This is a genomic window from Streptomyces sp. NBC_01352, assembly GCF_036237295.1.
Lineage (GTDB): Bacteria > Actinomycetota > Actinomycetes > Streptomycetales > Streptomycetaceae > Streptomyces > Streptomyces plumbiresistens.
Window position 1 is genome coordinate 1055006 of record NZ_CP108354.1, and the last position, 14149, is coordinate 1069154.

15 protein-coding genes are annotated in these 14149 nt (G+C 71.4%); 4 read left to right on the plus strand and 11 right to left on the minus strand.

Annotated features, from left to right (window positions below; all coding sequences use genetic code 11):
- Positions 1-16 precede the first annotated feature (16 nt).
- Together OG252_RS05155 and OG252_RS05160 are read right to left on the minus strand one after the other, a co-directional pair.
- Complete coding sequence (locus tag OG252_RS05155) at positions 17-541, minus strand: aromatic-ring-hydroxylating dioxygenase subunit beta (protein ID WP_266451655.1); 525 nt, start codon at positions 539-541, stop codon at positions 17-19.
- A complete protein-coding gene (locus OG252_RS05160; RefSeq protein WP_329334072.1) occupies positions 538-1857 on the minus strand; it encodes an aromatic ring-hydroxylating oxygenase subunit alpha in 1320 nt (439 codons plus the stop codon). Before OG252_RS05160 ends, OG252_RS05155 begins: the two co-directional genes overlap by 4 nt.
- Positions 1858-2085: 228 nt before the next feature.
- On the opposite strand from OG252_RS05160, the gene fdxA reads away from it, so the two are divergent.
- From fdxA to OG252_RS05175, 3 genes are all read left to right on the plus strand, one after another.
- Complete coding sequence (gene fdxA / locus OG252_RS05165) at positions 2086-2427, plus strand: ferredoxin (RefSeq protein ID WP_406497720.1); 342 nt, start codon at positions 2086-2088, stop codon at positions 2425-2427.
- Positions 2424-3437, plus strand: a complete 1014-nt coding sequence (locus tag OG252_RS05170) for an NAD(P)/FAD-dependent oxidoreductase (RefSeq protein WP_329334074.1) — start codon at positions 2424-2426, stop codon at positions 3435-3437. The genes fdxA and OG252_RS05170 overlap by 4 nt, the downstream gene beginning before the upstream one ends.
- A gap of 126 nt (positions 3438-3563) precedes the next feature.
- Entirely contained in the window at positions 3564-4361 is a 798-nt protein-coding gene (locus OG252_RS05175; RefSeq protein WP_266451652.1) for an IclR family transcriptional regulator, read from the plus strand.
- A 153-nt stretch (positions 4362-4514) separates the two neighbouring features.
- Here the strand turns inward: OG252_RS05175 and OG252_RS05180 are convergent, their stop codons facing one another.
- From OG252_RS05180 to OG252_RS05220, 9 genes are all read right to left on the minus strand, one after another.
- Positions 4515-6650 (minus strand): xanthine dehydrogenase family protein molybdopterin-binding subunit, encoded by a 2136-nt coding sequence (locus OG252_RS05180; RefSeq protein ID WP_329334077.1) that lies wholly within the window; start codon positions 6648-6650, stop codon positions 4515-4517.
- Complete coding sequence (locus tag OG252_RS05185) at positions 6647-7642, minus strand: FAD binding domain-containing protein (RefSeq protein ID WP_329334079.1); 996 nt, start codon at positions 7640-7642, stop codon at positions 6647-6649. Before OG252_RS05185 ends, OG252_RS05180 begins: the two co-directional genes overlap by 4 nt.
- Positions 7639-8187: a (2Fe-2S)-binding protein gene (locus OG252_RS05190; protein WP_329334081.1), complete on the minus strand. Its 549-nt coding sequence runs from the start codon at positions 8185-8187 to the stop codon at positions 7639-7641. Before OG252_RS05190 ends, OG252_RS05185 begins: the two co-directional genes overlap by 4 nt.
- Positions 8188-8203: 16 nt before the next feature.
- Positions 8204-8560, minus strand: a complete 357-nt coding sequence (locus OG252_RS05195; RefSeq protein ID WP_124442829.1) for a cupin domain-containing protein — start codon at positions 8558-8560, stop codon at positions 8204-8206.
- Entirely contained in the window at positions 8557-9330 is a 774-nt protein-coding gene (locus OG252_RS05200) for an HpcH/HpaI aldolase family protein (RefSeq protein ID WP_266451648.1), read from the minus strand. The genes OG252_RS05195 and OG252_RS05200 overlap by 4 nt, the downstream gene beginning before the upstream one ends.
- A 28-nt stretch (positions 9331-9358) precedes the next feature.
- On the minus strand, positions 9359-10522 hold the full coding sequence (locus OG252_RS05205; RefSeq protein WP_329334087.1) for an amidohydrolase family protein: 1164 nt from the start codon (positions 10520-10522) through the stop codon (positions 9359-9361).
- A 26-nt stretch (positions 10523-10548) separates the two neighbouring features.
- Positions 10549-11403, minus strand: a complete 855-nt coding sequence (locus OG252_RS05210; RefSeq protein ID WP_329334088.1) for a fumarylacetoacetate hydrolase family protein — start codon at positions 11401-11403, stop codon at positions 10549-10551.
- A 164-nt stretch (positions 11404-11567) separates the two neighbouring features.
- Positions 11568-11963 carry a nuclear transport factor 2 family protein gene (locus OG252_RS05215; protein ID WP_266451645.1) on the minus strand — a complete coding sequence of 132 codons (396 nt, stop codon included), beginning with the start codon at positions 11961-11963 and terminating at the stop codon, positions 11568-11570.
- On the minus strand, positions 11948-12400 hold the full coding sequence (locus OG252_RS05220) for a VOC family protein (protein ID WP_266451644.1): 453 nt from the start codon (positions 12398-12400) through the stop codon (positions 11948-11950). Before OG252_RS05220 ends, OG252_RS05215 begins: the two co-directional genes overlap by 16 nt.
- Before the next feature lie 189 nt (positions 12401-12589).
- Between OG252_RS05220 and OG252_RS05225 the strand changes: the two genes are divergently transcribed.
- Entirely contained in the window at positions 12590-13624 is a 1035-nt protein-coding gene (locus OG252_RS05225) for an aldo/keto reductase (RefSeq protein ID WP_329334094.1), read from the plus strand.
- The last annotated feature ends 525 nt before the right edge of the window (positions 13625-14149 follow it).

Genomic DNA, 14149 nt, shown 5'->3' on the forward strand with positions numbered 1-14149 from the left:
CACCGTCCGTCGCCGGCTAGAGGATGAAGCTGAGCCGGGCGCCTGCCGCCAGCGACTCATGGCCCAGGACCGAGCGCCGCAGGCGGAACCGCAGTCCGTCCGCGGTCGGCACCAGCACATGCTCGTACCAGCCGACGTAGGCGTCGAAGTGGCCGTCGCGGGCGCGGTGCACCACGAAGGACGCCGCCACCCGGAAGGAGTCCTCCGTGTGCTCGGACAGCCGCACGTTGGAGACCAGCCGGTGCGTGCGCGAGTGCGGGTTCTCGGCGTGGGCCTTGCGGGACTTCAGACGCTTGACGCGGGCGAGGATCAGGTCCCAGTCGTCGTCGACGAAGGACCCGGTCTCGTGCGGCGACCAGCCGGGGCGGTAGTCGGTGGTCGGGATCTCGTAGCGGGCGCCGGGCTCGAAGAGGGCCAGCCAGCCGTCGTAGTCCCAGTGATCGAGGATGTCCGCCTCGGCGTAGAGGAAGTCCTCCACCTCTGGCCGGGTGATGGTGCGTCCCTGGCACTGCACGGAGTGGGTGTTGGTGATCGCGGTCATCGCACGTCCCTGCCTTCGAGGAAGGACGCCGGGCGGTCGCCGTGGACGGCGAGGCCGTCGTCGAGGCCGACGGCCTCGATCCAGTGCCGCCAGAAGCCCCGCATCGCACCTTCGTCGGTCGATCTGCCCTGCGCGCCCTTGACCTCGTCGGCCATGCCGCGCGACATGTCGCTGTAGTCCAGCTCGGGCACGGCGGTGCCCGCCGTGGCCTGGATGCCGCGCTGGACCGCCTCGTACGCCTCGATGTCGTCCGGCGTGGCGAGCCCGCCCGGGCCGACGAAGCTGACGACCGTCTTCATGCGCAGGGCGCGCGCGGCCGGGTCCTCGTTACGGGGGACCAGCTGCCAGGCACGCACGTCGGTCTGGTCGGGCGCCACCGGCTCCAGCTGCCGGATCGACAGGCCCTCGATGTCGAACAGCAGCAGGTTCGGGAACACGAACAGGATGTGGCTCTCGTCGGCCACGTAGTGCGCCCGCTTCTCCCCCAGCCGCTCCGTCATCTCGGCCCGGTGCTGCTCGGTGCGCTCGCGCTCGTCCTCGCCGAAGCGCGGTTCCCAGAGCATGCTGATCCGGCCGCCGTGCCCGGTCAGGACCAGCAACCCGTGGCCGTTGCCGAGGTTGTACGCGTACTGGTTGTCGTCGGTGACGGCGAAGCCGCTCTCGCGCAGGTAGCCCACGAACGTGTTGTGGGTCGGCGCGAAGTGGTAGCCGTCCATCGCGTTCTCGACGGCGAGTTTCCAGTTGCCCCGCACGCTGTACTGCTGCGTGCCGGGCAGTGTGGTCATGCCGCCGACGTGCTGCTGTTCGATCATCGTCATGTAGTCGGCCGCGTCGCCGAGGTGTTCGAGCAGCGGTGGGACGTCGGGGTCGAAGGCGACGAAGACGTACCCCTCGTGGATCTCCAGGCGCGGGACACCGCGCAGCCCCATGGACGCCTTGAACTCGTCGGTCGACTCGTACGCGTCGGCGTCGGGGATGGCGGCGAGGTCACCGTTGTTGCGGAATGTCCAGGCGTGGTAGAAGCACTGGAAGAGCCTGGTCGAGCCCTCGCTCTCGCGGCACAGCACGGTGCCGCGGTGCGGGCAGGAGTTCAGGAACGCGTGTACTTCGCCGGCGGTGTCCCGGCAGAAGATCAGCGGCCGGCCGCCGAGGGTGCGGACCTTGAAGTCGTTGGGGTTGGGGATCTCGGTCTCATGGCCGAGGTAGAGCCAGGTGTGTGTCCATACCCAGCCGCGTTCCCGGGTGAAGATCTCCGCGCTGCGGTAGGCCTCGCGGTTGACCCGGAAGGTGAGCTGGTCCCAGTCCTCGACGATCATCGGCGCTGGGACGGTCCGGGGGTTGCTTCCCATTACGGCGTATGCCTCTCACAAGTCCCGACCCGAGTGGCGCGCTGTGAGACGCCATCTCGTATGTCGCATCAGCTTCTCCTAGCACACGCGGCGATGTCAAGCAATCGCCTGATGGTTGACACCCCGGACCGACGCCGTCATCATGCATTCCACGTTCCGCATTAGAAGACGCCATCTCGCATACTGTGCGACCGTGTGAAGGGCAAGAAGCCCGTGCCGTACGTCATCACTCAGGCATGTCTCGACATCATGGACAAGTCATGCATGGAGGAGTGCCCGGCCGACTGCATCTACGAGGGCGACCGGATGCTCTACATCCAGCCCGACGAATGCGTCGAGTGCGGGCGGTGCGAACCCGTCTGCCCGCAGATCTCGATCTTCCACCACGAGGACCTGCCGGCCGAGGCCCAGCAGGCTGAGCGCATCAACGCCGAGTTCTTCACGCTCCCCATCGTCGAAGCGGAACCCCTCGGGTCGCCCGGCGGCGCACGCAAGGTCGGCCGGGTCGGCCACGACCACCCCGAGGTGGGAGCGTGAGCGGCCTCCCGGCCGCCACGGGCGCCGGCCCCGAGGTCACCGTCGACCTGCTCGTCATCGGCGCCGGCCCGACCGGGCTGTACGGCGCGTACTACGCCGGCTTCCGCGGCCTGAGCGTCGCCGTCGCCGACGCGCTGCCCGAGGTGGGCGGCCAGATCGCCGCGCTGTACCCCGAGAAGCTCGTCTACGACGTGGCCGGCTTCCCCGCCGTCCGCGGCCAGGACCTGGTGGACCGGCTGGCCGAGCAGGCGGGGCGATGGAACCCGACCTACCTGCTCGGGCACGGGGTCACCCGCCTCGACGACGCGGGTGAGGGCATCGTCGCCACCACCGACGCCGGCGCGCGGATCACCGCGGGGGCGGTGCTCGTCTGCGGCGGGATCGGCAATTTCGTCCCCCGAGAGCTCCCGGTGGGCTCCGAGTACCTGGGCCGGGGGCTGCGGTACTTCGTGCCGCGGCTGGACGAACTCGCCGGACAGGACGTCGTGGTGGTCGGCGGCGGGGACTCGGCGCTGGACTGGGCGCTGTCGCTGGAGCCGATCGCCTCGTCGGTGACGCTCGTGCACCGGCGTACGCGGTTCCGGGCCCACGAGCGCACCGTCGAGCAGGTGCACGCATCGTCCGTGCGGGTCCTGACGCCCTACGAGGTCGAGAAGATCTCCGGCGACGGGGCTGTCGACGCGTCGGTGTCGGAGGTCGTGGTCGCGGGCCCGGACGGCGACCGGATCAGCCTGCCCGCCCAGTCGGTCGTCGCCGCACTCGGCTTCATCGCCGATCTCGGCCCGATCGAGCAGTGGGGACTGGAGCTGCGCCGCCGACGCATCCTCGTCGACCGCACCATGCGTACGAACCGGCAGCGCGTCTTCGCGGCCGGCGACATCTCCGACCACGACGGCAAGGTCAGCCTCATCTCGATCGGCTTCGGCGAGGCGGCCCTCGCCGTCAACCACATCGCCTCCCTGCTCGACCCGGCACGCTCGCTCACTCCGGGGCACTCCTCCGATGCGTGAGGTCGTCGCACCGAGTTGGCGATCTGGCTCACATTTGCACAGCCCTCACCGTTACGCTATCCAATACGACGTTCCATTCAACGTCTTACCACCTTACTAAGTACGACGGGACAGGAGCAGGAATCCATGGCCACCAAGGCCCAGCCCGGCACCGGCGAGCAAGGCGGTCCCGAGACGACCGCGCCGACCATCCAGACGGTGCAGCGTGCGGCGCTGATCCTCGGCTCGTTCACGGTCGGCAAGCCGCACATGAGTCTCAATGAGATCACCGCGCGTCTCGGGGCGAGCAAGGCGACCGCGCACCGCTACACGAAGGCGCTGCGGGCGGCGAACCTGCTGCGCTACGACGAGCGCACCTCGCTCTACTCCCTCGGCCCCCAGGTGCTCACGCTCGCCGCGGCCGCGCGGGCCGGCCTGCCGATCGTCGCCGCCGCCGAGCCGTACATGGAGGAGCTGGTCCGGCGCATCGACGAGACGATCGTGCTGTCGGTGTGGGACGGCGAGTCGCCGACCGTGGTGCGCTCGGTGGACAACACCGCCCACATGGTGCGCATCAGCGTCCGGGTCGGCTCGCGTCTCGACCTGACGTCCTCGGCGCAGGGACGGATCTTCCTCACGTTCCTGCCCCCGGACCAGGTACCGACGCTGCCGCGTTCGGTCCTCAAGTCGGCCGAGCTCACCGAGGAGCTCGCCGCCATCCGGCAGCACGGGCTGTCGGTCAACTCCCCCGCCGTCAACGGGGTCCGCACCATCGCGGCGCCGATCTTCGAGGGCGACACGATCAGCGGGACGCTCGCGGTCGTCGGCACGACGGCGACCGTCCCCGACGACGTCAAGTCGCCGATGGCCCAGGCCCTGCTGGAGACCACCCGCGCGCTGTCGCAGCGGCTGGGCACCTCGGACGGCACACCCAACGGGGGCTGACCCACGCGCCGACGCAGAAAGCCGGCCCACCGCGGAGGCGGGGGGCCGGCTTTCTGTCGTGGGAGGCGTCCATCAACGGAGGTCTTCGACGGCTCACACGGCCGGCCCCGAACCGCTGGAGCATGGCCCGGCCGTCCTCAGCCCTCGGTGAGGTCAGGCATCCGTGGCTCCGGCGAGGAGCACGCGGTCGGGCCGGATGGGCAGCTGACGGTGACGTACGCCGGTCGCGTGCCACACCGCGTTGGCGATCGCCGCCACCGCGCCCACGATCCCGATCTCGCCGATGCCCTTGATTCCGACCGGGTCGTCCGGGTCGGGGTCGTCCACCCAGTCCACCTCGATGAGCGGGACGTCGGCGTGGGCCGCGAAGTGGTAGCCCGCCAGATCGGCGCCGACCAGGCCGCCCGTGGCCCGGTCCCGGACCGCCTCCTCGTGCAGGGCCATGGAGATGGCCCAGGTCATCCCGCCGACGAGCTGATTGCGCGCCGTGAGCGGGTTGACGATCCGGCCCGCGGCGAAGACGCCGAGCATGCGCCGCACGCGCACCTCGCCGGTGCCGACGTCGACCGCGACCTCGGCGAACTGCGCCCCGAAAGCGTGCCGTTCCGTGCGTGCGATGGCCCGGACTGCCTCGGCGGTGTCCGACCGCACCGTGATCCCCTCCGGCGGGACGACAGCACCCGAGGCCAGCCGCTCCCGCAGTTCCCCCGCCGCGACCGTGACCGCCCATCCCCAGGAGCGGGTGCCCATGGACGCTCCGGCGGGCCCCGCCTGGCCGAAGTCGCTGTCGCCCAGGCGCACGTGGACCCGGCCGGGGGACGCCCTCAGCGCGTCGGCCGCGATCAGGGTGAGCGCGGTCCGCGCCCCGGTCCCGATGTCGGCCGCGTTGACCCGCACGGTGAAGCCGCCGTCCGCCTCGGCCGTCACTGCCGCCGTCGCGGGCACGGCCATGGCCGGGAAGGAGGCCGCCGCCATGCCGGTGCCCAGCAGCCAGCGCCCGTCCCGGCGCAGGCAGGGGCGCGGATCCCGGTCCGCCCAGCCGAACCTGCGCTCGCCCTCCCGGAGGCAGGCGAGCAGTCTGCGGGGGCTGAAGGGCAGCCCGGACACCGGACCCACCCGGGGCTCGTTGCGTACGCGCAGTTCGATCGGGTCCAGGCCGCACTTCTCGGCGAGTTCGTCGAGCGCCGACTCCAGCGCGAACGAGCCCGGTGCCTCGCCCGGGGCGCGCATCCAGGTCGGGGTCGGCACGTCCAGCCGTACGACCCGGTGCGAGGTGTGGTGGGCGTCGGCGTCGTACATCACCCGCGCCCCCTGAGTGCACGGCTCGACCCAGTCGTGCATGCTCGAGGTGAGGTTCAGGGAACGGTGTTCGAGGACGCGCAGCCGCCCGTCGGCGTCGGCGCCGAGCCTGACGCGCTGGAGGGTGGGGCTGCGGTAACCGACGAGCGAGAACATCTGACGTCGTGTCAGAACGACGCGGACCGGCCGCCGCAGGACGGCCGCGGCCATCGCGGCGGCCACCTGGTGCGCCCGGACGTGTTCCTTGGACCCGAAACCGCCGCCGACATGTTCGGAGCGCACCCGCACCGCGGACGCGTCGAGCGAGAACAGCTTGGCTAGTTCGCTCGCGACATTGGCGGTGCCCTGGTTGGAGTCGACGACTTCGAGCCGACCGCCGTCCCAGCGGGCCGTAGCCGCGTGCGGCTCCATCGGGTGGGGGTGCTCCTCCGGCGTGGTGTACTCCGCGTCCACGAGGACGGCGGACGCGGCGAGTTGAGCTGCGAGGTCGCCCTTCTCCACCACCGCCGGCTCGTAGGTGTCCAGGGGGTAGGTGTCCGGACGCGATCCGGAGAACTCGACGTCGTGCGGTTGACGCTCGTAGTGCACGATCAGCGCCTCGGCGGCCTCCCTGGCCTGCTCGGAGGTCTCGGCGACGACCACGGCCACCGGCCAGCCCAGGTACGGCACCCGGTCGCGCTGGAAGAGCGCCACGGTCGGGTCCGGTGGCACGCCCAGCAGGGTCATGTAGTCGTTGTCGACGCGCGGGGCGTTGCCGTGGTGCAGGACGGTGAGCACCCCCGGCATCCGGAGGACCGGGGCGGTGTCCAGCGAGCGGACGCGACCACGGGCGATGGTGGACAACACCAGCCAGCCGTGGGCGAGTTCGGCGAAGGGGATCTCCGCTGCGTAGCGTGCGGCTCCGGTGACCTTGTCCCGGCCGTCCACACGGGTGTGCGGGGCGCCGACAGCGCCCCGCACCGGCGCGGCCCTGGATGCTGCTCCGGTCATCGGGCGGCGGCCTCCTCGGCGAGTTCGGTCAGGACGGCCACCACGAGGTTGCGCATGAGGGTCACCTTGTATCCGTTGTGTGGCAGCGGTTTCGCGGCGGCCAGTTCGGCGGCCGCGGCGGCCGCGAAGGTCTCGGCGTTCGCCGGTGCCCCGGTCAGCACGCGTTCGGCCGTCCGGGCCCGCCACGGCCGGGACGCGACCGCTCCGAAGGCCAGGCGCACCTCGCGTACGACACCGTCCTCGATGTCGAGCGCGGCGGCGATCGAGCCGATCGCGAAGGCGTACGAGGCACGCTCGCGCACCTTGCGGTAACGGGAGTTGGCGGCGACGGGGGCGGGCGGCAGGGTGACGCCGGTGATCAGCGCTCCCGGCGGCAGCGCGGTCTCCCGGTGCGGGGTGTCACCCACCGGCCGGTAGAACTCGGCAAGCGACAACTCGCCCGGCCCGTCGGCCGTTTCGTACGAGACGACGGCGTCGAAGGCCGTCAGCGCGACGCCCATGTCGGAGGGGTGGGTGGCCACGCAGTGCTCGGAGGCGCCCAGGATGGCGTGGTTGTGGTGCTCGCCCTCGACGGCGGGGCAACCGCTGCCGGGGACGCGCTTGTTGCAGGGCTTGCTCACGTCGGCGAAGTAGCCGCAGCGGGTGCGCTGGAGCAGGTTCCCGCCGACCGTGGCCATGTTGCGCAGCTGCCCCGAGGCGCCGGCCAACACCGCCTGGGTCAACGCCGGGTAGCGGCTTCGGACTTCGGGGTGCGCGGCAAGATCGCTGTTGGTCACGGTCGCGCCGATACGCAGGCCGCCGTTGTCCGTCGACTCGACTCGGTCAAGGGGCAGCGCGCGTACGTCGACGAGCCGGGCGGGCCGCTCGACGCCGGTCTTCATCAGGTCGACGAGGTTGGTGCCGCCCCCGAGGAAGCGGGCGTCCGGGTCGGCGTCGAGCAGGGCGAGGGCGCCAAAGACGTCGTGCGCGCGCTGGTATCCGAACTCCTTCATGCCGCCGGCCTCGTGCTCTCGGTCCCGGCCGCGCGTGCGACCGCCTGGACGATGGCCACGTACGCGCCGCAGCGGCACAGGTTGCCGCTCATCCGCTCGCGGATCTCCTCCGCGGTCAACGGCGGCGGCCCGGCTTCGAGGCGGACGTCACCGGTGACGGCGCTGGGCCAGCCCGCCGCGTGTTCCTCGATCACCGCGACGGCCGAGCAGATCTGCCCGGGTGTGCAGTAGCCGCACTGGTAGCCGTCGAGATCGAGGAACGCCTGTTGCACCGGGTGCAGTCGGTCGCCGTCCGCGAGACCTTCGACGGTGGTGATCTCGCGACCCTCGGCCGCCACCGCGAGCTGGAGGCAGGCCACGGCCCGGCGACCGTCGAGCAGAACGGTGCAGGCACCGCACTGCCCCTGGTCGCAGCCCTTCTTCGTGCCGGTCAGATCGAGGCGCTCACGCAGGACATCGAGCACGGTGGTGCGGTGGTCGACGCACAGTGCGTACCTCTCGCCGTTGATGTCCAAGGTGACGGCGCTGGTCGTCGATGGGGCCATGATCAGCCTTCTTCGGTCAGGGAAGCAGGTCGGCCCGTGGCGGGACGAAGAAGTCGATGTTCACGCAGGGTGCCTCGGTCGGCTCCACGTAGTGCTCGCTGCCCCGAGGGACCAGCAGGAACGACCCTGCACGCATGTCGTGCGCGACACCGTCCACGTAGTAGTTCGCACGCCCCTCGGCGATATGGACCAGCTGGTCGAAGTCCTCGTGCCGGTGCGGGTTGAGGGTCATGCCGACGTCGAGTTCGTGGTGGCAGATCATCATCTCGTCCGTCGCGTAGACGCGACGGCGGACGCCCGGCCGCACCTGGGTCACCGGCAGTTCGTCCCAGTTGAGGACGGTGCTGAACAGGGCCGCGTTGCGTGTGGTCACTGGTTCTCCTCTCCGGCGGCCGTCCGCAGGGCGGTCGCCAACATCTGCAGGTCCGAGCCGACGACCAGGTAGTCGGCGTCACTCAGGCCCAGGTCCGCCGCGGCGCCCCGGGACGGCACCCAGCCGCCGAACGCCACCGCCGCCGAACGGGCGGCCTCGCGCACGCCGTCCACCGCGGCGCGCAGCACCGCGGGGTCGGCCGACAGGCCCAGGTCGACGGCGAGGTCGGTGCTGCCGACGAAGCACACATCGAGAGCGGCGACCAGATCCGGCAGAGGATCGGTCACCGCCGTCTCGATCTGGCCGACCAGTACCGGTGGGTCGTCCTGCTCGGCGCCCAGGAAGGCGGCCAACGGGACCGCACCGAAGCGGGCGGCCCGGTTGGCCAGGCTGACCGAGCGGCGGCCGGCGGGTGCGAAACGGGTCGTCGCCAAGAGTTCCTCGGCCTGGGCGACGCGGGTGAGCATGGACAGCTGGATCCCCGCCGCCCCGGCTTCCAGGAGCCGGTTGACGGCGGCGGCGTCCACCTCGGGCACGCGGACCAGGGCCGGCAGGCCGCAGGCGTGGGCGTGCCGCACCAGGTCGACGGCGTTCTGCTCGGTGAGGGTGGAGTGTTCGAGGTCGACGACCACGAACGCGAACCCGGCCGCCTCGGCCAGTTCCACCACGTCGGGCGACGCCAGCTTGACGAACGTACCGACGGCGGGTTCTGCCGCCGTCAGGGCCGCACGCAGTTGGCGCCGCAGGAGGTGGACGTCACCGATGGTCATCGCATCCTCCCCGGGACGGGCGGGCGTCTCACGCCGACGGCAGACCGCGCCACGGCGTGATCTCGACCTCGGCGCCCGCGTGCAGCACGACGGTCGGCTCCAGGCGCGGCGCGAGGATGGTGTTGCCCGCGGCGTCGGGCAGGGTGACCTCGTCGGTCCAGTCGACGACCGTGACGTCGGCCCGTCCGCCGACCACCAGGCGGCCGTAGCCCTCGGTGTCGAGCCCGAGCAGCTGTGCGGGGGCGACGGTGGCCCGCCGGATGCACTCCTCCAGCGGCGCGCCGAGCGCGACCAGCTTGGAGATGCTGGTGAGCAGGTCGAACACCGGGCCGCGCCAGTTGCGGGCGCTGGTGTCGGAGCTGAGGATGTCGGGCAGGAATCCGTCGGCTATCGCCCGGCGCGCCACGTCGAAGCTGAGGTTGCTCTTGCCGTGCGCGGAGTCGAACAGCACGCCGCGCTCCCGGGCCGCCATGACGGCGGGGTGCACCTGGTCGCCGTCGAGGATGCCGTTCGGCTTGCCGGTGTAGCAGTGCGCCACGATGTCGCCGGGGCGCAGGTAGTCCAGGACGACGGGCACCGGCTCCTCGGTCTCGCCGATGTGCACCATCAGCGGGAGGGACGCCTGTTCGGCCAGCGCCACGGATTTCTTCAGCAGCGCCTCCCAGTTCTCGCCGACGACGTCCTCGGACAGCCGGATCTTGAAGCCGCGCACGATGTCGGGGTGGGCCTCGGCGGTCGCGAGCGCGTCCTCCGGGACCAGGGTGTCGGGGTTGAGCAGCTCACCGAACCTGAAGTCGATCAGGCCGAGCACCGAGACGTTGAGGAAGTTGACGATACGCAGCGGGTTCGCCTCGACCACCAGCTTGCGGAAGGCCGCGAACGTCGAGGCGCCGGCCGTGCCGGCGTCCGCCGCGGCGACGACGCCGCGCCGCAGGTGGGCCTCCTCGGCGGGGGCGCCGACGGCGGAGACGTACTGGAAGATGTGGGTGTGGCCCTCGACGAGGCCCGGCAGCACGGTGGAGCCGGTGACGTCGATCGTGCGGGCCGCGCCCGCCGCCAGCCCTTCCCCGATCGCGGCGATGCGGTCACCGGTGACCGCCACGTCGAGCCGGGCGTTGGTGCCCGACGCCGGGTCGATGACGGTGCCGCCGGCCAGGACGAGATCGTAGGACGACGGGGAGGAGTTGGGCATCGGTTGTGCTCCAGTGTGAGGGGCGGTCAGCTGACGGGTTGGGTCAGCCGGTGGTCGTGCGGTGCGGCGTCCGCGGGACGCACGATGGGGGTGACAAGGGGCAGTACGCCGTCCACCTCGACCCGTACCTCGTCGCCGTCGGCGAGGAAGCATCCGCGGTCCTGGCCGGTGCCGGCCGGGGTTCCGGTGAGGACGACGTCGCCGGGTTCGAGGGCGGCGAACCACGACAGCCGGCTGAGCAGGTCGGCGACCGGGAAGATCATCCCGGCGCTCGTGTCGTCCTGCATGAGTTCGCCGTTGACCCAGCTCCGTATGCGGATCGCGTCGCGGTCGGCGAGGTCGTCGGGAGTGCGGAGCGACGGACCGAGCGGCGTGAATCCCGGGTAGCTCTTGGCGAGGGCGGGCGTGGCGGTGGCGCGCATGACATCACGCGCCGTCATGTCGTTGGCCGCCGTGATGCCGGCGATCGCGGGCCAGACCTCCGACTCGGACGCCTGGTACAGCCGGCGTCCGACGACGACCGCGATCTCTCCCTCGTAGTCGGGTTCGGTCGCGGCGCGCGGGATCACCACCTGGGCGCCAGGGGCCAGGACGGCGGACGACGCGGCCAGGTACAGGATGGGCTGCTCGGGCAGTCCCCGGCCGGCCCGGGCCGCCTTCGACAGGTAGTTGAGCCCGACGCCCCACACCGCGCGGGGGCGGCCCAGTGGCGCCATGAGCGTGGCCTGGTCGAGCGGGATCCGCCGGCGCACCGCGCAGGACGCCAGGCCCCGCAGCGAGCCGTCCTGTTCGAGGACCGCGCCGACGTGCGGAAAAGCCGTGTCCAACAGGGCGACAGCCCCGTCCTCGATCCGGCCCAGGCCGGACTGTGTCGTCACCACTTGCATGACGGCATCTTTCAATGCGAGACGGCATCCTGTCAAGCAATGCGAGATGGCGTCATGCAGAGCGATACGCAGGTCAGGTGGCGGGAACACCGGCACCCCGTCCGCACGAGAGGCGGACGGGGCGTCAGGAAGCTGGTTCCGGGCTGCGGCCGGGGGCGTCAGGCGAGCTGCCGCTGCACCTCGCCGCTGTCCCAGTAGTCCGTGCGGCGCGTGACGAGACCGTCGGCGACGGTGAACACGAAGACCCCGCGCACGCGTACGGGGCGGTCGCCCGCCGAGCGCATCCGGAACGTCATGACGTACGGCACCGCGGCCGACTCGCCGTCGACGAGGAAGCTCTCGGGCGCGTAGTGCAGGTCGCCGAAGTTCTCGAGGAACCCGGTCAGCGCGGCGCGGTACTCGGCGCGGCCCTTGCGGCTCTGGCCCATCGACGACGTGTGCTCGTTGACGAAGTCCTCGGCCACGCAGGCGGCCACGGCGTCGGCGTCGTGCGCGTTCAGCGCCGCGAGGTACGCCTCGACGGCGGCGCGGGTGTCCTTCAGGACGAACCCCACTTCTTGCGGACCGAGTCGAAGACGCGCTGGTCGTGGGAGATCTCGACGACGTTGCCGTCGGGGTCCTTCAGGGCGCAGATGTAGCCGACGGGCTCGGGCATCTGGCGGGGCTCCCAGTGCAGGCAGCCGAGCTCGCGGGCCCGGTCCGCGAGCGCGTCGACGTCCTCCCGCGTCGGCACCTCGATGCCGAGGTGCGCGAACGGGTGCAGCAGGCCCAGCTGGTTGCCCTTGTCCTTGTTGAACGACACCAGGACGAGCACGAACGGTGTCTCGGCCTGCTGGTCGTTGGAGAGCCAGACGCTCTCGCCGTCCGCGTCCTTGAATCGCTCGACCACGACCAGCGGAGTCAGTGCGGTGTAGAACGCGATCGACTTGTCGAGATCGCCGGTCGGCAGCGCGATGTGAGTCCAGCGTGCCGAGGTGAGGCCGGTGGCCACGGTACCTCCATGGTGAGTGGTTCGGGTTTCTTTGAGCCTAGGTGCGCACGCACCCGCGGGTCGATGTGCTGCGGACACAACACGCAGGCCAGGGATGCTGGCCCCGCGCGACATCGGTTTGCGGCCTGCCGCTGTGCGAGCCTGCGGGAGGACAGCGACAGGGCGTCGGCTGGGAAGACGAGGGCAGGCATGCACTACCGCATTCTGGGTGGGACGGGCATAGAGGTGAGTCAGCTCTGTCTCGGGTCGATGATGTTCGGCGCCTGGGGCAACACCGACGAGGCGGAGTGCCACCGCATGGTGGCGACGGCGCTGGACGCCGGTGTCAACGTCGTCGACACCGCCGACGTGTACGCCTTCGGCGAGTCGGAGGAGATCATCGGGCGGGCGCTGAAGGGACGGCGCGACGACGTCGTCCTGGTGTCGAAGGTCGCGAGCCGGATGCCCGCCGGCCTGCTCGACCGCAACCGGGGCGGCACCTCCCGGCTGTGGATCACACGTGCCGTGGAGGACAGCCTGCGCCGGCTGGGGACGGATCACCTGGACGTGTATCTCGTCCACCGTCCTGATCCCCACACCGACGTCGAGGAGACCCTCGGCGCGCTCAGCGACCTGGTGCGGGCGGGCAAGGTACGGGCGATCGGCTCGTCGAGCTTCCCGGCCGAGGAGATCGTCGAGGCGCAGTGGGCGGCGCGACGCGGTGGCCGCGAGCGGTTCACCGTGGAGCAGTTGTCGTACTCGATCCTGGCCCGGCACGCGGAGGCCGCGGCCCTGCCCACCGCTGAGCGCCACCGCATGGGCGTCATGGTCTGGAGCCCGCTCAACGGCGGCTGGCTGACCGGCAAGTACCGCGCCGACGCCGAACCGGCGGCGGACTCGCGCGCGCTGCGGAACAGCGACCACTTCGACTTCGCCGACGAGCAGATGCGCACGCGCAAGCTCGCCGTCGTCGAGGAACTCGTGCGCCTGGCCGCCGAGGAGGGCTGCACGCTGGTCGAGCTGGCGCTGCGGTTCGTACTCGCCCACCCCGGCGTCAGCACGGCCGTGATGGGCGCGCGCACCCACAACCAGCTCCTGTCGCAGCTCACCGCGGTGGACCGGCCGCTGTCGGCCGAGGCGCTGGACCGGATCGACGCACTCGTCGCACCGGGCAGCGTCCTCAACCCGGCCGACGTCGGCTACATACCGCCGGCGCTGGAGACCGCGGCCCTGCGCCGCCGCTGACAGCGATGCCACACACCCACGGCGGATGCCGGCCCCGCGCGTTCGCGCAACCGACATCCGTCCTCGCCGGATCCCGACCATCACATCGACCCACCGCCGGGCAGCACGCTCAACCCGGCCGACGTCAGCCACACCCCGCCGGCACTGCGCCGCCAGTGACGATGATGCCGCGTGCCCACGGCGGGTGCCGGCCCCGTGCCTTCGCGCAGCCGACATCCGTCCTCGCCGGATCCCGGCCATCACATCGACCCACCGCCGGGCAGCACGCTCAACCCGGCCGACGTCAGCCACACCCCGCCGGCACTGCGCCGCCGGTGACGGTGATGCCACACACCCACGGCGAATGCCGGCCCCGCGCATTCGCGCAGCCGACATCCGTCCTCGCCGGATCCCGACCATCACATCGACCCACCGCCGGGCAGCACGCTCAACCCGGCCGACGTCAGCCACACCCCGCCGGCACTGCGCCGCCGGTGACGGTGATGCCGCGTACCCACGGCGGAAGCCGGCCCCGTGCCTTCGCGG